This window comes from Nonomuraea thailandensis (genome assembly GCF_024172165.1).
In the GTDB taxonomy this organism is placed as follows: Bacteria; Actinomycetota; Actinomycetes; order Streptosporangiales; family Streptosporangiaceae; genus Nonomuraea; species Nonomuraea thailandensis.
Map to the genome: position 1 here is coordinate 1,873,937 of NZ_JAMZEB010000002.1, position 15,663 is coordinate 1,889,599.

The 15,663-nt window shown below is 72.6% G+C and carries 16 protein-coding genes; 9 read left to right on the forward strand and 7 right to left on the reverse strand.

Annotated elements, in window-relative coordinates:
* Positions 1-196: 196 nt before the first annotated feature.
* The gene (locus HD597_RS12645; protein ID WP_253742212.1) at positions 197-1,399 is read left to right on the forward strand and encodes an FAD-dependent monooxygenase; all 1,203 of its coding nucleotides are present in this window, start codon (positions 197-199) and stop codon (positions 1,397-1,399) included.
* 22 nt (positions 1,400-1,421) lie between these two features.
* A complete protein-coding gene (locus tag HD597_RS12650) occupies positions 1,422-2,141 on the forward strand; it encodes a TetR/AcrR family transcriptional regulator (RefSeq protein WP_253742213.1) in 720 nt (239 codons plus the stop codon).
* Positions 2,142-2,353: 212 nt separating this feature from the next.
* On the opposite strand, the gene HD597_RS66720 is transcribed toward HD597_RS12650, so the two are convergent.
* From HD597_RS66720 to HD597_RS12660, 3 genes are all read right to left on the reverse strand, one after another.
* Positions 2,354-2,431 carry a hypothetical protein gene (locus tag HD597_RS66720; RefSeq protein WP_372513618.1) on the reverse strand — a complete coding sequence of 26 codons (78 nt, stop codon included), beginning with the start codon at positions 2,429-2,431 and terminating at the stop codon, positions 2,354-2,356.
* A 9-nt stretch (positions 2,432-2,440) separates the two neighbouring features.
* Entirely contained in the window at positions 2,441-3,817 is a 1,377-nt protein-coding gene (locus HD597_RS12655) for an ankyrin repeat domain-containing protein (protein ID WP_253742214.1), read from the reverse strand.
* A 219-nt stretch (positions 3,818-4,036) separates the two neighbouring features.
* Positions 4,037-4,939: an alpha/beta fold hydrolase gene (locus HD597_RS12660; RefSeq protein ID WP_253742215.1), complete on the reverse strand. Its 903-nt coding sequence runs from the start codon at positions 4,937-4,939 to the stop codon at positions 4,037-4,039.
* Positions 4,940-5,152: 213 nt separating this feature from the next.
* Here HD597_RS12660 and HD597_RS12665 point away from each other — a divergent pair, with 213 nt between their 5' ends.
* Positions 5,153-5,491 (forward strand): hypothetical protein, encoded by a 339-nt coding sequence (locus HD597_RS12665; protein ID WP_253742216.1) that lies wholly within the window; start codon positions 5,153-5,155, stop codon positions 5,489-5,491.
* Here HD597_RS12665 and HD597_RS12670 read toward each other — a convergent pair.
* Positions 5,410-6,000 carry a DUF2867 domain-containing protein gene (locus HD597_RS12670; protein WP_253742217.1) on the reverse strand — a complete coding sequence of 197 codons (591 nt, stop codon included), beginning with the start codon at positions 5,998-6,000 and terminating at the stop codon, positions 5,410-5,412. The genes HD597_RS12665 and HD597_RS12670 overlap by 82 nt on opposite strands.
* A 62-nt stretch (positions 6,001-6,062) precedes the next feature.
* Between HD597_RS12670 and HD597_RS12675 the strand changes: the two genes are divergently transcribed.
* Together HD597_RS12675 and HD597_RS12680 are read left to right on the forward strand one after the other, a co-directional pair.
* The gene (locus tag HD597_RS12675; RefSeq protein ID WP_253742218.1) at positions 6,063-6,674 is read left to right on the forward strand and encodes a TetR/AcrR family transcriptional regulator; all 612 of its coding nucleotides are present in this window, start codon (positions 6,063-6,065) and stop codon (positions 6,672-6,674) included.
* A 131-nt stretch (positions 6,675-6,805) separates the two neighbouring features.
* Complete coding sequence (locus HD597_RS12680) at positions 6,806-7,231, forward strand: VOC family protein (protein WP_253759329.1); 426 nt, start codon at positions 6,806-6,808, stop codon at positions 7,229-7,231.
* A gap of 11 nt (positions 7,232-7,242) precedes the next feature.
* Here HD597_RS12680 and HD597_RS12685 read toward each other — a convergent pair whose 3' ends face one another.
* Together HD597_RS12685 and HD597_RS12690 are read right to left on the reverse strand one after the other, a co-directional pair.
* Positions 7,243-7,821 carry a dihydrofolate reductase family protein gene (locus tag HD597_RS12685; protein ID WP_253742219.1) on the reverse strand — a complete coding sequence of 193 codons (579 nt, stop codon included), beginning with the start codon at positions 7,819-7,821 and terminating at the stop codon, positions 7,243-7,245.
* Positions 7,822-7,901: 80 nt separating this feature from the next.
* Positions 7,902-9,056 (reverse strand): NADH:flavin oxidoreductase, encoded by a 1,155-nt coding sequence (locus HD597_RS12690; protein ID WP_253742220.1) that lies wholly within the window; start codon positions 9,054-9,056, stop codon positions 7,902-7,904.
* Positions 9,057-9,116: 60 nt separating this feature from the next.
* Between HD597_RS12690 and HD597_RS12695 the strand changes: the two genes are divergently transcribed.
* The 4 genes from HD597_RS12695 to HD597_RS12710 all read left to right on the forward strand — a co-directional run bounded on the left by HD597_RS12695 (position 9,117) and on the right by HD597_RS12710 (position 12,531).
* Positions 9,117-9,722 (forward strand): TetR/AcrR family transcriptional regulator, encoded by a 606-nt coding sequence (locus tag HD597_RS12695; RefSeq protein ID WP_253742221.1) that lies wholly within the window; start codon positions 9,117-9,119, stop codon positions 9,720-9,722.
* Between the two features lie 293 nt (positions 9,723-10,015).
* Entirely contained in the window at positions 10,016-10,435 is a 420-nt protein-coding gene (locus HD597_RS12700) for a DoxX family protein (protein ID WP_253742222.1), read from the forward strand.
* Between the two features lie 258 nt (positions 10,436-10,693).
* Positions 10,694-10,900, forward strand: coding sequence for a cold-shock protein (locus HD597_RS12705; RefSeq protein WP_253742223.1), 207 nt, complete (start codon positions 10,694-10,696; stop codon positions 10,898-10,900).
* Between the two features lie 257 nt (positions 10,901-11,157).
* Positions 11,158-12,531, forward strand: coding sequence for an FG-GAP repeat domain-containing protein (locus HD597_RS12710; RefSeq protein WP_253742224.1), 1,374 nt, complete (start codon positions 11,158-11,160; stop codon positions 12,529-12,531).
* Here HD597_RS12710 and HD597_RS12715 read toward each other — a convergent pair.
* Entirely contained in the window at positions 12,522-15,602 is a 3,081-nt protein-coding gene (locus tag HD597_RS12715; RefSeq protein WP_253742225.1) for an AfsR/SARP family transcriptional regulator, read from the reverse strand. The genes HD597_RS12710 and HD597_RS12715 overlap by 10 nt on opposite strands.
* Positions 15,603-15,663 lie beyond the last annotated feature (61 nt).

Below are 15,663 nucleotides of genomic sequence, written 5' to 3' on the forward strand. Positions count from 1 at the left end.
CTACCAGGCGTTTTCGATGGGTTCACTGGTCCGAGTCTAGATTCGTCCGCCGCCCGTCCGGCCGCTCAGAACCGATCTTTGCCGCGGCCATCAAGATCCTTTGCTTCCTGTGGTCTGCCGTATCCGAACTGACCAGCAGAACCAATTTGGTCAGTAAGTACCATAGTCTGGTGGCGAGCCTAGAGAAGGAGCCGTCATGACAGACACACGCAAGGCGCTGGTGGTCGGGCTGGGCATCGCGGGCATCGCCACCGCCCTGCGGCTGCGGCAGGTCGGGTGGGAGCCGGTCCTGGTGGAGCGGTCGCCTGGGCGCCGCTCGAACGGGTACTTCGTCATGCTGTTCGGCACCGGCGTGGCCTCCGCGCGACGGCTGGGCGTGCTGGACGCGATCGGCGACCGCAGCAACGCCGGCCTCACGATGCACGAGATCGACCGGGCCGGGCGCCGCCGTCCGGGAATGAGCCCGGCCGCCCTCCCCGGCGGCCCCCGTCAGCTGCTGCGCAGCGACATCGAGCGCGGCCTGTTCGCGTCTCTGCCGGACGACGTGGAGATCCGCTACTCCACCGTGCCGTCCCACATCGCCCAGGACGACGCCGGAGCGGACGTGACCCTGCACGACACGGCGGCCGGCACCACCGTCACCGAGCGCTTCGACCTGGTGGTCGGCGCCGACGGCATGCGCTCGACGGTGCGCAGGCTGGCCTTCGGCCCCGAGGAGTACCTGCACCCGCTGAACTACATGATCGCCGCCACCGTCCTGGACGCGCCGGTCGACGGCTTCGGCCGGCACGAAGGGCTGGTGCTGGCCGAGCCGGGCCGTTCCGTGTGGACCTTCCCCTTCGCCGACCACGCGCCCGGCCTGCTGTTCTCCTACCGCACCGCCGACATCGACGCCGAGTTCGCCAGGCCGCCGATCGAGTCCGTCCGCGCCGCCTACGGCCCCGAGCCCACCGGCCCCCTGCTGGAGAGCCTGCTGGCGCGCTTCGAGCAGGCCCCGGAGTTCCTGTTCGACTCGGTGCACCAGGTCAAGATGCCGCGCTGGCACCGCGGCCGGGTCGTCCTGATGGGGGACGCCGCCTGGTGCCTGACGCTCTACTCCGGCATGGGCGCCTCCAGCGGCATCGCCGGCGGAGAGCTGCTCGGCACCATGCTGCGGCGCCACGGCGACGACCTGCCCGGCGCGCTGCGGGCCTGGGAGGCGCAGATGCGGCCGTTCATCGGCCACCAGCAGGACAACATCCTGTCGATGCGCCGCCTGTTCACCCCCGACGACCGCAGGGAGCAGGTTCTGCGCACCGGCATGTTGCGCCTGATGCGGGCTCCGGGCATCGGCAAGGCGCTGGGCAGGATAATGGCCAAGGACATGCAGGCCAAGAACGTCGACGTCGCCGCTGCCTGAGCGCCAGAGAGGACGAATCCCGGTGAGCCAGTTGGTCGAACTCCACTCGCGCAAGGCCGCCCGCATCCTGGAAAGCGCGCGCGGGCTGGTGCTCGACCACGGCGCGGGCAAGGTGACCGTGTCGGAGATCAGCCGGGCGGCCGGCGTCGGCAAGGGCACCGTCTACCTGTACTGGCCGAGCAAGGAGGATCTCATCCGCGGGCTGTTCGCCCGTGACCTGCTGGCCCTGCTGGAGGAGGGCATCGCCCGCATCAGCGCCGATGCCGGCATGGTCCGGCCGCGCCGCCTGGCGCCGCTCGTCGTCCGCACCGGGCTGCGGCTGCCGCTGGGGCGCCGCCTGTACAGCGGCGACCCGGAGCTGCTGCGGCTGCTCATGCAGGACGCCGGCGACCGCGAGCTGTACGCCCGGACCAGGCCGGCCGCCATGTGCAACGCGGTCATGCCGATCCTGCGCCGCCACGGCCTCATCCGCGACGACCGCCCGCTGCCCAGCCAGGCCTACGCCCTGCACGCCCTGCTCGACGGGTTCTCCACCGCCGTCTACCACCCGGAGACCGCCCCTGCCGGGGTCGACGACCCGGACGCGGTGCTCGCCGACACCGTGGCGCTGCTGCTCGAACCGGCGCAGGCGCCAGGCGAGGCGGCCGTCGAGGCGGCCGCCGAGGAGACCCTGGCGATCTTCCGCGAGATCCGCGACGCCGTCCTGGACCTCATCGACCGCAGCCAGACCGCCGCACCCTGACACCCACCCGTCGTCCGCCACGGGGTCCCGGCGAGAAAGCCCCGCACCCGGCCGCCGTCCAGGCCGGCCCGCTCGGCCGGCTCGGTCAGCCGTGCGTGGTCGGCGACGTTCACGCCGTCGCGGAAGTACGCCTCGAAGAGGGCGGTCGCCAGCTGGGCCTGCACCCCGGCGCCGCCTACGCGCAGGGCCCGGCCACAGCAGCCGGTGCGCGGTCAGGGTGTTGACGCCACCGCGCGGCGGAACCGGTGCGTGCCCAGACGGCACCACGGGCACGCGATGTCGGCGTACACCTCTACCCCTCATCGGACGGCGGGGGCCGGTTCTGACCCGATCAGGGCGCGGATCCGCCGGGCCACGGGATCGTGCGGGCGGGCGGCGAAGGCGATGCGCAACCAGCCGCCGGCGTCGGCCCGGAGCAGATCGTCCCGGGCCGACGGGTCGGCGCCACGCTCCAGCAGCAGGCGCACCACGTGCGGACGGCCGCCCCGGACGGCCCAGTGCAGGCCGGTCCGCCCGAGGTAGGGCGCGACGTCGGGATGCACGCCGCGATCGAGGAACCAGCGCACCACCTCGATCCGGCCGTGCTGGCAGGCGTGCACGAACGCCTCGCCCACGATCTCCGCCGGATCATCGGACGGCGGCAGCCGGGACGGGAAGCCGGCGCCGGTGTCGGCGAGGTCGGGGCGCGCCGGCGCGGCGTCCGGCCGGAGAGCGCCGTCCGCGCCGAAGCAGGCCCGCACCAGATCCAGCCGGCCGCACGCCGCGAACGTCCACAACGCCCGCGGGACGATCGCGCGCGCGGCGAGCAGGTCGACGACCTCGGTGTCGTCGTGGTGGATCGCGTTCTCCAGCGGGGTGCCGCCCCAGGTCCGGGCGCCGGGGTCGGCGCCGGCGTCCAGCAGCAGGCGCGCGTACGCGACCCGGCCGGAGCGGGCGGCCCAGAGGAGCGGCAGATCCAGGTCGGTGGCCTTGCCGAGCAGGACCTCGACCGCGGCGCGCGGCACGCCGAGCTCCCGCCCGAGCCGGACGCCGGGGATCGGCTCGGGGCGCGCGAGCATCTGCAGCAGGGTGCCGGCCTGCGCGGCCGTCAGTGCGGCCAGCCGGTCGCCGTCGCCCGCCAGCAGGGCCTCGGCCTCGCGGTGCAGCCGCCGCCGCTCCTCCCGGCGTTCGCCGAGGTCGCGCCGGGACTTCTCGGTGAAGGACACGAGCTCCCGCCAGGTCGGGAAACCGAGCTCCCGCGCGATGACCAGCCGCGCGTCGCGCAGCTCCGCCGTCGCGGCGGAGGTCGCGGTGGCGTGCCGGGGCACGTACGCCCGCAGCCGCCGCAGCGCGCCGGGCTCGTCGCGGCGCAACTCGGCGAGAAGGGCGCCCGCCATCGAGGCGTAGACGCCCGGCCTGACGCCCATCAGCCGGGAGACCGGCCGTTCGGCGGTGGCGCCGCGGCCTTCGACGTAGGCGCGGAAGTCGGCCCAGGTCCGGAACCCGTGCTCCTGCGCGAGCACGAACTGGGCGTCACCGAGCAGGAACCGCTCGGCGGCCCGGTCGCTCAGCACGTCGGCGACCCGGGCTCCGGCCGCGGGGTCGCCCGCCGCGTACGCGTGCCGCAGGTGCTTGGCCTGCTTGCGGTAGTACTCCAGGCTCGGACGGGACGGCAGCTCGAAATGGCGATCGCGCATGGCAACCTCCTTCGTCGCCGAGGTCCGCTGGCCCGGCCGGAAAGAGGTTGGACTCGTCCAGTGCGTCGAGGTGCCGCTCGAGGTGGGAAGATCCCTGCCCGCGGACTGGCAGCGCCCTCGCACGCTCCCTTCAGAGTAGGGACCGGCTCCGGGTGAAGGCAACCGCTGCCGTCCCGCTCCGTGAGCCGCCCTCCGGAGGGTCACCGCCGGGCGGGCCGGTCACCGGCCCTGACGCGCGGCCTGCGCGGTGACGCGCGCGACGGCCTGCGCGGCGACCTCGGGCTGGTCCAGGTAGATGTAGTGGCCGCTGTTCGCGGCCGTGCTCAGCTTGCTGCCGCTGGACAGCGCGAGCCACTTGCGCTGGCCCGCGGCCCACGCCTTCTCCAGGCGCGCCCCGTACGTGGGGACGGCCGCCAGGTACGGCTTGCCGTGCTGGATCACCTCCACCGGGATGTCCCCGGCGGACAGCACCTTCCCGTCGGCGATGACCAGCTTCTCCGGGTTCTGGCCCTGGAACATCGCGAGGTTCTGGGCGCGCAGCTCGGCCGCCGGGCCGGTGGCGGACTCGGGGATCGTCCTGGCGATGTCCGCCGCCATGGTGGGCGGGGTGGCGTCCATCAGGACCAGCCCCTTGACCCTGTCCTGGTGGCCGGGGGCGTACCTGGCGGCGAGCAGCCCGCCCAGCGAGTGCCCGGCCAGCACGACCGGGCTGTCGCCGGCGACGCGGTCGAGCACCCCGGTCAGGGTCCGGCCGGCGGCGGCGAAGTCCTGCGGGCCCTGCGGCTGGTCGCTCGCGCCCGCGCCGAGCCGGTCGTAGGAGCAGACGCGGTGCTGCTCGCTCAGCGTCTTCTGGAGGGCGGCCAGCTTGTCGAGCCCGTCACCGCCTCCGTGCATCAGCATGACGACCGGCTCGCCCTTCGCCGGCTCGCCCGAACAGGACACGTTCACCGACCGGCCCGCGACGTCGATCTTCCGGGCGCCGGTGATCGGGCTCGCGTCGGGGGTGCTCGACGCGGGGGCGAGGGGGTCCCAGTTCTCCAGCGAGTCGGCGTTGCAGCCGGAGACGCCGATGACGGTGCCGCACAGTGCGGCCGCCAGGAATGCCTTGCGCTTGCGGAGCACGATGTCCTCCAGGGAACGAGGGGGGCCGATTGCCCGGCGGGGTGCCCGGCGGCCAGGTCGTAACGCTATGGAATCGGCGGTTCCGGAAGCGTCACCATCCAGAGGGCATTCGCGGGTAGCTCGCACGGGGGACAGGCCGCCTGGACGGACGCGCGAGACATGCCGTCTTTCGACGGACGCACTGTCCGCACTCCAGGGGACAGGAGGCTCGGCATGTCCCGGGAGAACGTCCGGGTCCGGCGCACCCGCACGCCCCAGCAGCCGGGCGACCTGGTGCCGGCCCTCCTGGGCGGCATGTTCCTGCGGTCCATCACCTGGTGGCTGGGCACCGGCAGGCAGATCCCGGCACGGGAGATCGCCACCCGGCCTGACGGCCGTCAGCGAGGCGGCGGGCGCCTCCTCCGGCTCCCACCGCACGAGACCACCGCCTCGCCGGTCAGCCAGGTCTCGGCCGGCATGTGCCGGGAGGGTCAGGCGGGGCCGGGCTCGCCGGAGCGGTCCCGCCAGCCGCGCCCGATCAGCCGTACCAGCGCCGGGTCGACGATCAGGTGACGGAACGGCCTGATCGCGGCCATGTACGCGGTGCCGAACAGCCCGTTCGGCTTGACCAGCACGGCCATCTGCGCGCTGTGGCCGCCGGAGCCGTCCGGGACCCAGCCGATGTGCATGATCGTGTGCACGGTCCGGTTGGCCGTCTCGGTCACCCACTCGTCGCCGGTCAGGAAGACCGAGGTCAGCGGGACGGCACGCAGGTCCGGCCCGCGGTCGCCGTCACGCAGGTCGGCGGGCAGCCGCTCGCGCAGGCTGCGCACCCGCGCGCCGACGCCGGTGCGCGGGCCGTCCCAGCCGTACAGCCGGCCGATCCTCCAGCGCAGCGCGAACAGCGCGCGGGCGGCGCCGGAGAAGCCGCCCTCGCGGGTCGACATCTGCCGCACCAGCAGGGTCAGGTCGCCGGGGCCGCCGGGGGTGGGCAGCGCCCACACGTCCTCGACCCGGAAGTCGCCGGTCAGCGCGTGGATCCGCCAGGGGCGGGTGGTGTGCGCGGTGTCGGGAAGTCTCATCTCTCCTCGGCCTCCTGTGTTGGCCAGCATAGATTATGATTGCTAGCATAGGAGGCGATGGTGTGACAACACGACGAGAGCAGACCAGCCAGGAGAGCCGCGAGCTGATCCTGGCCGCGGCGGCCGACCTCTTCGCCGCCAAGGGGTATCGGCAGACCACGTTCGCGGACGTGGCGGAGCGGTCCGGCATCAGCAGAGGGTCGATTCCGTGGCATTTCGGCAGTAAGGAGGGCCTGCTGCTGGCCGTGCTCGAACGTTCGACGGGCCTGATCCGCGCGCGCCTCGGCGACGAGCCGGGCGAGAGCGAGGAGGATCCGGGCCGGAGCGGGGAGGAGGGCCTCGACCGGATGGCGGAGGCCGTGGCCGCCCTGTTCACGCTGCCCACCACCAAGCTGTTCGTGACCCTGCTGGTGGAGGCGCTGGAGCCGGGCTCGCCGATCCAGGGCCGGTACGTCGAGATCCACAAGACCCTGCGCGAGCACTGCAGGCGGTCACTGGAACGGCTGCCGCTGCCGCCGGAGCTGCCCGCCGACGCGCTCTCCGCGGTGATCATCGGGGCCGGGATCGGCGTTCACCAGCAGTGGCTGCTGGCGCCCGCCCTGGTCGACCCGGACCGGGCGCTGGGGACACTGCGCACGCTGCTGAAGACCGCGATGACGGCCACGGGGCGGTGACGGGGCGGTGACGGCGGGCCGGCATGCCGCTCGCCGTGATGTCGAGAACGGCCCGGCGGCTCCGTCCCAGGGGCAGATGCGGGTCACCGTGGCCGCACCGGACAAGGAGGACCGGCATGACGATCCAGCGGATGGACAACGTCCTCATCGTGGTCGACGACCTCGACGCGGTCATCGCGTTCTTCGTCGAGCTCGGCATGGAGCTGGAGGGCAGGGGGCCCGTCGAGGGGCGGTGGGTGGAGCGGATCATCGGGATCGACGGCGTCCGGCAGGACGTGGCCATGCTGCGCACCCCTGACGGGCACGGGCGGATCGAGCTGGCGAGGTTCCACACGCCGCGGGCGATCAGCCCGGCGCCGGAGGACGCGCCGGTGAACACGCTGGGCATCCGCCGCATCATGTTCGCCGTCGACGACATCGAGGACGTCGTCGCCCGCCTGCGCGCCCGTGGCGCGGAGCTGGTCGGCGAGCTGTCGCGGTTCGAGGACAGCTACCGGCTCTGCTACGTGCGCGGCCCCGAGGGCCTTATCGTCGGGCTGGCCGAACAGCTCGGCTAGACGAGCCCGGCTCAGAGATGCAGGGCAGGCCGGTAGACGAGCTCCTGGATGTGGCCGTCCAGCGTCCGGCGCTCGACGAGTTCGAGGTCGAAGTCGGCCCCGCCGTGGAAGATCGGGTCCAGCCCGGTCCGTCCGGTGATCACGGGGAACAGCGTCACCTGGACGAGATCCACCAGACCGGCCGCCATCAGCGCCCGGTTCAGCGACAGGCTGCCATGCGAGCGCAACGGCACCTTGGACTCCTCCTTGAGCCGGGCGACGGCCTCGACGGCGTCGCCGCGCACGACGGTCCCGTCCGGCCAGTCGAGGGGCTCGTCCAGCGTGTTCGAGACCACCGTCGCCGGCAGGTTCCGCATCCGTTTCACCCAGGGGTCGCGCACGTCGGCCCCCTCGGGGCTCTCGGCCAGCATCCGGGTGAACGCCCGGTACGTGTTCGCCCCGAAGACCATCCGCTGCTCCTGCTCGTACACGGCGAGCCGGTGGCCGAGCAGCTCGGGGCCCTGCTTGCCCCAGTAGCCGGTCCAGTTGCCGCCGGCGGCGCCGAAGCCGTCGAGGCTGGAGAAGACGTCGAAGGTGTAGGTGGCGGTCATGAGGCCCTCCTCGCGTACGGTCGATGCATGTGCCGATACAGACTGCGGACCCCGGCGAAAGTCATCGGCCGGCGTCCCGTTCAGGCCAGGACGCAGTGGGTGCCGGTGAAGATCGTCGGCATGCACTTGTTGCAGTGGACGCACAATGAGCGGGTGCCGGCGTCCTTGCGCATGCGGTTGACCAGGTCGGGCTCGCGCAGCAGGGCGCGGGCCATCGCGACGAACTCGAAGCCCTCGTCCATGGCCAGGTCCAGGGTGGCGCGCTGGCTGATGCCGCCGAGCAGGACGAGCGGCAGCCTCAGCGCGGCGCGGAACTGGCGGGCGGAGTCCAGCAGGTACGCCTCCCTGTAGGGGTAGGCGCGGATGAACCGGTCGCCCGCGAGCCTGATGCCCAGGCGCGCGGGTTGCCTGAAGGCGGCGGCGAACTCGCGCAGGGGCGCGTCACCGCGGAAGAGGTACATCGGGTTGAGCAGGGAGCTGCCGGCGGTCAGCTCCAGGGCGTCGAGGCTGCCGTCGCGCTCCAGCCACCGGGCCACCTGAAGGCTCTCGTCCAGCCAGAGGCCGCCGGGGACGCCGTCGTCCATGTTGAGCTTGGCCAGGATGGCGATGCGGTCGCCGACGGCGTCGCGGACGGCGCGGGCCGCGCCGAGGGCGACCCTGGCGCGGGCGGCCGGCGATCCGCCGTACTCGTCGCGGCGCCTGTTGAGCCTGGGGGAGAGGAACGAGCTGGCGAAGTAGTTGTGGCCCAGGTGGATCTCCACGGCGTCGAAGCCCGCCTCGACGGCCAGCTCGGCGGCGGTGGCGTGGGCGGCGATGACGCGCTCGATGTCGGCGGCGGTGGCGCGCCGGGTCATGGTCATGGCCTGCGGGTTGAACGAGGCCGACGGGGCTAACGCGGGCAGGCGGTTGGACCTGCTGTTGGCGACGGGGCCGGCGTGCCCGATCTGGGCGGAGACGGCGGCGCCCTCGGCGTGCACGGCGTCGGTGAGGCGGCGCAGGCCGGGCAGGGCTTCGGGGCGCATCCAGAGCTGGCTGCGCTGGGTGCGGCCCTCGGGGGCGACGGCGCAGTAGGCGACGGTGGTCATGGCGGCGCCGCCGGCCGCGTGGGCGCGGTGGAAGGCGATGAGGTCGTCGCTGACGAGGGCGCCTCTGGACATGCCCTCGAAGGTCGCGGCCTTGATGATGCGGTTGCGCAGGGTGAGCGGGCCGAGTCTGGCCTGGCCGAACACGTCCATGTCGGGCTCCTGGTCATCCGGTGTGACATCATCCAATCACTGATTGAATACGATGCGAACATGACGGAGGACGCTCTTTCCACCCGGGCCCGGCTGCTGGCCGCGGCCGAGCGGCTGTTCCTCGACAGGGGCTTCGAGCAGGTCTCGGTGCGGGCGATCAACGCCGAGGCCGGGCTCAACCCCGGCGCCGTGCACTACCACTTCGGCTCCCGCGAGGGGCTGATCGCGGCGCTGCTGGAGCAGGAGCTGGCGCCGTTGTGGGCCGATCGGCTGGACGATCTCTCCCGCCGCTCCCAGGGGGAGGGGCAGCCGTTCGAGGTACGTGACCTGGTGGCGGCCATCGTGGAGCCGTTCGAGGAGCTGTCGCGCGGCGAGAAGGGGCGCATGCTCTGCCATCTGCTGGCCCGCTCGGCGCTGCGCAGCGGGCGGCTGGTCAACGTCTCGGCCTGGTTCGGCACCACGCCCTTCGAGGTCATGCTCGGCCGGGCGCTGCCCCGGCTGCCCGTGCGGGAGGTGGGCGACCGGTGGCGGCTGGCGTTCACGCTGCTGCTGGAGGTCTACGGCCGGTCGGTCGCCCCCGCCCCGGCCGCCGCCGCGCCGCTGCCCGAGACCGCCACCGTGATCGCCTTCATCACCGCGGGCCTGACGGCGCCCCCGCATCCCTGATGCCGGGGCGGCCGTTCCGGTGAAAATTTCATGGTCAAGAAAGTTTTGGCGAATCGGTGTCCGGCCATGTGAGCACGCCCGGGATGTTTATGGGCCGGTGTTTTGCGGGTGGCTCATGTTTGACATTCCCGGGTCCAACTCTTGATGCTCATGGGAGCGCTCCCATACATTTTTCCGCCGTTCAGGAAACAAGACCTGGTATGACAACTCAACGCAAAGCCTTGCCGGCCAGGCGGCCGGTGCGCCGCGCCGGTCAGCAACCCCGGATTCGCCTCGATAGAAAGGACGTCGTCGTGGATGCGCTGCTCAGACAGCAGGGGCTGTTCCTGGCCTTCTACCGCTTCGTGGTGGGGCTGCTGTTCGCCTGCCACGGCGCGGCGACCCTCTTCGACGTGATGGGCGGCCCCCAGGGCCCGGCGCCCGGTTTCGGGCAGTGGCCCGGGTGGTGGGCCGCCGTCATCGAGCTGGTCGCCGGCACCCTCGTCGTCCTCGGGGTGGCCACCCGCGCCGCCGCCGTCATCTGCTCGGGCACCATGGCCTACGCCTACTTCGTCGTCCACCAGCCCCAGGCGCTGTTCCCGATCGAGAACGGGGGCGAGAAGGCCGCCCTCTTCTGCTGGGGCTTCCTGCTCATCGCCGTCTTCGGGCCCGGCCGCTGGGCCCTGTCCACGCGGCGGGCGTCCGTACGGGCCCTCGCGCCCGAGGAGGCCTGACACCGCCCCGCCCGCCACCGCCCCGGCCCCGGCTTTCGCGGTGACGGGCGGGGCCGGTCGGATGGCCGGAAAGCCTGTGCTAGACTGGTCAGTGTTGCAGTTGTTGTACCCATAAAAGACTTCGTACGCACCTGGCAGATCGATCCCCCAGGTGCGTTTTGTGTTTCCGGTCATCTCCGGATGGGCTTTCATCACGGCGACACCGCAATTCGCACGGTGCGAATAGCGTCACTCCACATCTCTTCTAAGGAGATCGCCATGGCATCCGGAACCGTCAAGTGGTTCAACTCGGAAAAGGGCTTCGGCTTCATCGAGCAGGACGGCGGCGGCGCCGACGTCTTCGCTCACTACTCCAACATCGTCTCCAACGGCGGCTACCGCGAGCTGCACGAGGGCCAGAAGGTGTCCTTCGACATCGTCCAGGGCCAGAAGGGCCCGCAGGCGGAGAACATCGTCCCCGCCTGATCTGACGCGGCCTTGAGTCCGGGCCCGCACCCGCCACCGGGTGCGGGCCCGACCCATGTCCGGCCCCGTACGGGCTCCTCCGGCCCCTGCGGCGAGCTCGTGCCGGACGGCACACCCCGGCCGCGCGGTACCCGCGGGCACGGCGGCGCGCCGGATGAAAGGCGCTGAAAAAGCATTGCAGGGGATTTCCAGCACCGCTCGGCACTCTGGCGTTGCCCGGGGCCGGAACACCGGCCCCCTCACCCGGAGGAAATCCCATGCCGAGCACGTCAGCCCCCGCCCGCCTCCTGGCCGGCCTCGCGTTCATCGCCGCGACGTTCTCCTTCACCGCCCTGGACGCCACGGTCACGCCCCGGGCCGCACAGGCCGCTAGCTCCCCGGACGGCAGGATCACCCGCTCGGAGGTGCTGGCACGCGCCCAGAACTGGGTCGACCGCAACGTCCGCTACAACCTGACGCGCCGGTCCAACACCCTGGTCACGGACGCGGAGGGGGACGACAAGTACGGGCCGGACTGCTCCGGCCTGGTCTCCATGGCCTGGCACATCACGGCCAACTCCGGCAAGGGCGGCAACAGCACGGTCGACTTCGCCGGCTACTCCGGAAAGATCAACCTGGGCAGTCTCCACGACCTCAAGCCGGGCGACGCGATCCTCAAGAGCGGCCACATGGAGCTGTTCGCCCGGTGGAAGAACGAGCAGGACCACACCCAGGGCGCGTGGACCTACTCGCTCAACGGCGGCAGCGATCCCGACGGCGACGGATGGCAGAACGACTGGGCCAAGGGCCCGTCGGTCAACTCCCACGGCGAACGCGGGGACGAGTCGTGGGCGAGCATGCAGGACTACACGCCCATCCGGTACAAGAACATCGTCGACGACCACGCGTCCGTACACGGCGCGGACTTCAACGGTGACGGTGTCGGGGACATCTTCTCGGCGGCGACCGGCACGTTGAACGTGTGGAACGGCAGGGGCGGCAACAACTTCGCCACGCGGGTGGAGGTGGGGGGCGGCTGGTCGGCTTTCGGCAAGCCGGTGGCGGGTGACTTCAACGACGACGGGATCAGCGATCTGGCCGCGGTCAAGGGCGGTAGCACGCTGTATGTCTGGAACGGTGAGGGCGGCAACGAGTTCGGTCCGGCGGTCGAGGTGGGGGCCGGCTGGGGGCCGTTCGACGGCACGCTGACCTCGATCGGTGATGTCAACCGTGACGGTCATGACGACATCGCGGCGATCAAGGACGGCAGCGCGCTGCATGTCTGGAACGGCATGGGCGGTAACCGGTTCGGCCCGGCGGTCGAGATCGGGGGCGGCTGGTCAGCCTTCAGCAAGCCGGTCGGTGGTGACTTCAACAACGACGGCATCGGTGACCTGGCCGCGATCAAGGACGGCAGCGCGCTGCACGTCTGGAACGGCACGGGCGGCAACCGGTTCGGCCCGGCCGTCGAGATCGGGGCCGGCTGGGCGCGCTTCGACGGCACGCTGACCTCGATCGGTGATGTCAACCGCGATGGTCATGACGACATCGCCGCCGTGACCGACGGCACCCTGCACGTCTGGAACGGCGAGGGCGGCAACGAGTTCGGCCCGGCCACCCCCATCGGCCCCGGCTGGAGCCCCTACTTCTGATCCTGACGACCGAAGGGCCGGGTCCCCGGGATCCGGCCCTTCCGCATGCCCGGACCAGACGACCCCGAGCTCGTCACCCCTCGAAGGTGCCCGAGCTCGTCGCTCTCCCGAGCGCCGTGGCGGGCGAAGACGGCCGACACCTCGGCGATCAGGAGCTCCGCCCCCGCCGTGTCGCCGCGCGCCTCCAGCACCGCCGCCAGGTCGCGCCTGGCCCGCGCCACGGGGAGCGGCGTCCTGATCTCCTCGGACAGGGCGATCGACCGCAGGAGATGGGCCTCGGCGAGATCCAGCTGGCCGTTCACCAGATGGAGCTCGCCGATGGTGCGCTGCATGAGCGCCTGGCCGAACCGGTCGAAGTGGTTCGTGCACACCTCCAGAGCGTCGAGGAGGAGCGGCAGGCCGCCTCCGTCGCCCTGCCGGATCCGCGCCTTGACGAGGGACTGCACCGCGAAGGCGGCCATGAGCGGGTCGCCGACGGCGCGGAACATGTCCAGCGCCCGGGTGCTCAGCTCGGCGGCCTCGGCGTAACGGCCCAGGGCGCGATGCACGAGGCTCGTGGTGCGCAGCGTGAGGGCCTCACCGCGCCGGCTGCCCGCCCGGCGGTAGGCGTCCAGGGCCTCATCGAGCAGCGGCCACGTGGCCTCGTACTCGCCGAGCTCGAGATGGATGGCGGCGGCCATCCGCGAGGTCGCGCCGATCGCGGCGTGGTCGCCCAGCCGCCGGAAGATCGCCGCGGAGCCGGTCAGGTACGCGAGCCCCTCGCGCATCCGGCACTGCTCGCGGCAGGCGGTGCCCATGCCCGCCAGGGCGACGGCCTCGCCCCTGACGTTCCCGGTCTCCGCGAACAGCGGCAGGGCCGCCGACAGGTGCTCGTGCACCTGGTCGAAGCGGTCCAGCTTGTAGTGGAGGTGGCCCAGCCCGGCCAGCAGGACCGCTTCGCCGGCCCGGTTCCCGGCGCGCCGGGCGGCCGCCAGCGCGGCCTCGTGGCTGGCGCGCCACTCGCTCAGCCGGTTGGCGTTGAAGACGTGCGAGAAGGACAGCGCCGCGGCCAGGTCGCAGGCGGCGGCGTCCAGGTTCAGCGCCGCGGCGCGCGACACGGCCACGATGAGGCAGGGCGCCTCGGCGTCCAGCCAGGCCGCGGGATCCGCCGCCGCCCGGCCGGCGACGAGGTCGTCGACCGGGCGGGCCGAGGCGTAGCCGCCGCGCAGGACGACCTCCCCGGACGGCGTCCGGGAGTCGATCCTGTCGATCAGCCAGAGCCAGCCGCCGAGGGTGCGCGCGACGGCCGCCGCGCGCTCGTCCGCGGTGTCGTCCGCCTCGGCGCGTTCCGCGGCGAAGACCCGCAGGAGATCGTGCAGCCGGTAGCGGGGCTGCCCGGTGGCGTCGATCGCGGCGAAGTCCACGAGCTGGGCGTCCACCAGGCGCTCGGCGATGTCATCGGCGTCCGTCGCCGGCACGTCGAGCAGCGGGGCGATGATCCACGGCGCGAAGTCGGGCACCCCCAGGAGGCCGAGCCGGCGAAAGGCCTTCCTGTCCTGCTCGTCCAGCAGCCGGTAGCTCAGGCTGACACTGGCGCGGACCTCCACGTCCCCGGCGGTGAGCTCGTCCAGCCTGCGGCGCTCGTCGGTGAGCCTGGCGGCCATGGTGGCCAGGGGCCAGTGCCGGCGCGTGGCCAGCCGCGCGCCCACGGTCCGCACCGCGAGGGGCAGCAGGCCGCACAGCCGGACGATCTCACGGGCGGCCTCCGGCTCGGCGGCGACGCGGTCGTCCCCGGCGACGGCCCCGAGGAGTGTGAGCGCGGCCTCGCCGTCGAGCAGGTCGAGGTCGGCCAGTTGCGCGCCCGCCAGACCGGCGAGCCGCGCGCGTGAGGTGACCAGCACCGCGCAGCCGGCCCCGCCGGGCAGCAGCGGCCTGATCTGCTGCTCGCTGCGGGCGTCGTCCAGCACGACCAGCACCTGCCGCTGCGCCAGCAGGCTGCGGTACAGGGCGGCCCGCTCCGCCGGTGACTCGGGCTGGGCCTCGTGCTCGACGCCGAGCGCGCGCAGGAAACGGCCGAGCACCTCCTGGGCGGTGGCCGGGGTGCCGCTCGTACCGCGAAGGTCGGCGAAGAGCTGGCCGTCCGGATGACGCTCGGCGACCCGGTGCGCCAGGTGGACCGCCACGGCGCTCTTGCCCACCCCGCCCTTCCCCGAGATGATCACCACGGGCGGCGCCGTGCGGCTCCCGGCCAGCATCGGCGTCAGCTCGCCGATGACCTCCGCCCGGCCCGTGAAGTCCGGCACGTCCGGCGGAAGCTGCTCGGGCACGAACTGCCGCCTGAGGTACGGCGGCGCCGCCCCGGACAGCGACGGATCACCACGCAGGACGGCCTCCTGCAACGCGCGTAACTCCGGGCCCGGATCGAGGCCCAGCTCCTCCGCCAGCCTCACCCGCCCGTCGTCGAAGACCGCCAGGGCCTCGGCCGAGCGGCCCAGCCGGTACAGCGTCGTCATGAGCTGGCCGCGGATCCGCTCCCGCGTCGGGTGCGCGGCGACCAGCGCGGTGAGCTCCGCCACCAGGTCGCTGTGGCGGTCCAGGAGCAGCTCGGCGGCGATGCGCTCCTCGATGACGGCTGTGCGAAGCTCCTCCAGGCGGGCCGCCTCCGCCCGGAGCGTCTCGCCGATCCCGCTCAGCGCGGGGCCGCGCCACAGCGCCTCGGCGGCGCGCAGCGCCTGCTCGGCGTCCTCATGCCTGCCCTGCTGCGCGGCCAGCCGGCCGTCCGCGGCCAATCGCTCGAACACCTGGAGGTCCAACCGCTCGCCGTCCAGGTGCAGCAGGTAACCGGGGGGACGGGTCACGATCACCTCGGTCCGCAGCCTGCGCCGCAGCGCGGAGACGTACGTCTGGACGAGCTCCCTGGCGGTGCCGGGAACACGGTCGCTCCAGATCAGGTCCACCAGCCGGTCGACCGACACCACGCGCCCGGGGCTGAGGAGCAGCGAGGCGAGGAGCGCCCGCGGTTTGGGCCCGCCCAGCGGCACCCGTTGCGTTCCGTCCCACACCTCGACGGGCCCGAGCAGGCGAAATTCCATCGACAGCCTCGCATCCGTGGAATTGCAGCGAACTTACAGCGGGCCCCCTCATGCTCGATGA

Excerpts from the sequence above, each read along its gene's own strand:
- HD597_RS12695 (WP_253742221.1), top strand. The coding sequence starts at position 9,117 with ATGACGGAGGACGCTCTTTCCACCCGGGCCCGGCTGCTGGCCGCGGCC.
- HD597_RS12670 (WP_253742217.1), bottom strand. The coding sequence starts at position 6,000 with ATGAGACTTCCCGACACCGCGCACACCACCCGCCCCTGGCGGATCCAC.
- HD597_RS12710 (WP_253742224.1), top strand. The coding sequence starts at position 11,158 with ATGCCGAGCACGTCAGCCCCCGCCCGCCTCCTGGCCGGCCTCGCGTTC.
- HD597_RS12705 (WP_253742223.1), top strand. The coding sequence starts at position 10,694 with ATGGCATCCGGAACCGTCAAGTGGTTCAACTCGGAAAAGGGCTTCGGC.
- HD597_RS12685 (WP_253742219.1), bottom strand. The coding sequence starts at position 7,821 with ATGACCGCCACCTACACCTTCGACGTCTTCTCCAGCCTCGACGGCTTC.
- HD597_RS12690 (WP_253742220.1), bottom strand. The coding sequence starts at position 9,056 with ATGGACGTGTTCGGCCAGGCCAGACTCGGCCCGCTCACCCTGCGCAAC.
- HD597_RS12645 (WP_253742212.1), top strand. The coding sequence starts at position 197 with ATGACAGACACACGCAAGGCGCTGGTGGTCGGGCTGGGCATCGCGGGC.
- HD597_RS12680 (WP_253759329.1), top strand. The coding sequence starts at position 6,806 with ATGGACAACGTCCTCATCGTGGTCGACGACCTCGACGCGGTCATCGCG.
- HD597_RS12665 (WP_253742216.1), top strand. The coding sequence starts at position 5,153 with ATGTCCCGGGAGAACGTCCGGGTCCGGCGCACCCGCACGCCCCAGCAG.
- HD597_RS12655 (WP_253742214.1), bottom strand. The coding sequence starts at position 3,817 with ATGCGCGATCGCCATTTCGAGCTGCCGTCCCGTCCGAGCCTGGAGTAC.
- HD597_RS12715 (WP_253742225.1), bottom strand. The coding sequence starts at position 15,602 with ATGGAATTTCGCCTGCTCGGGCCCGTCGAGGTGTGGGACGGAACGCAA.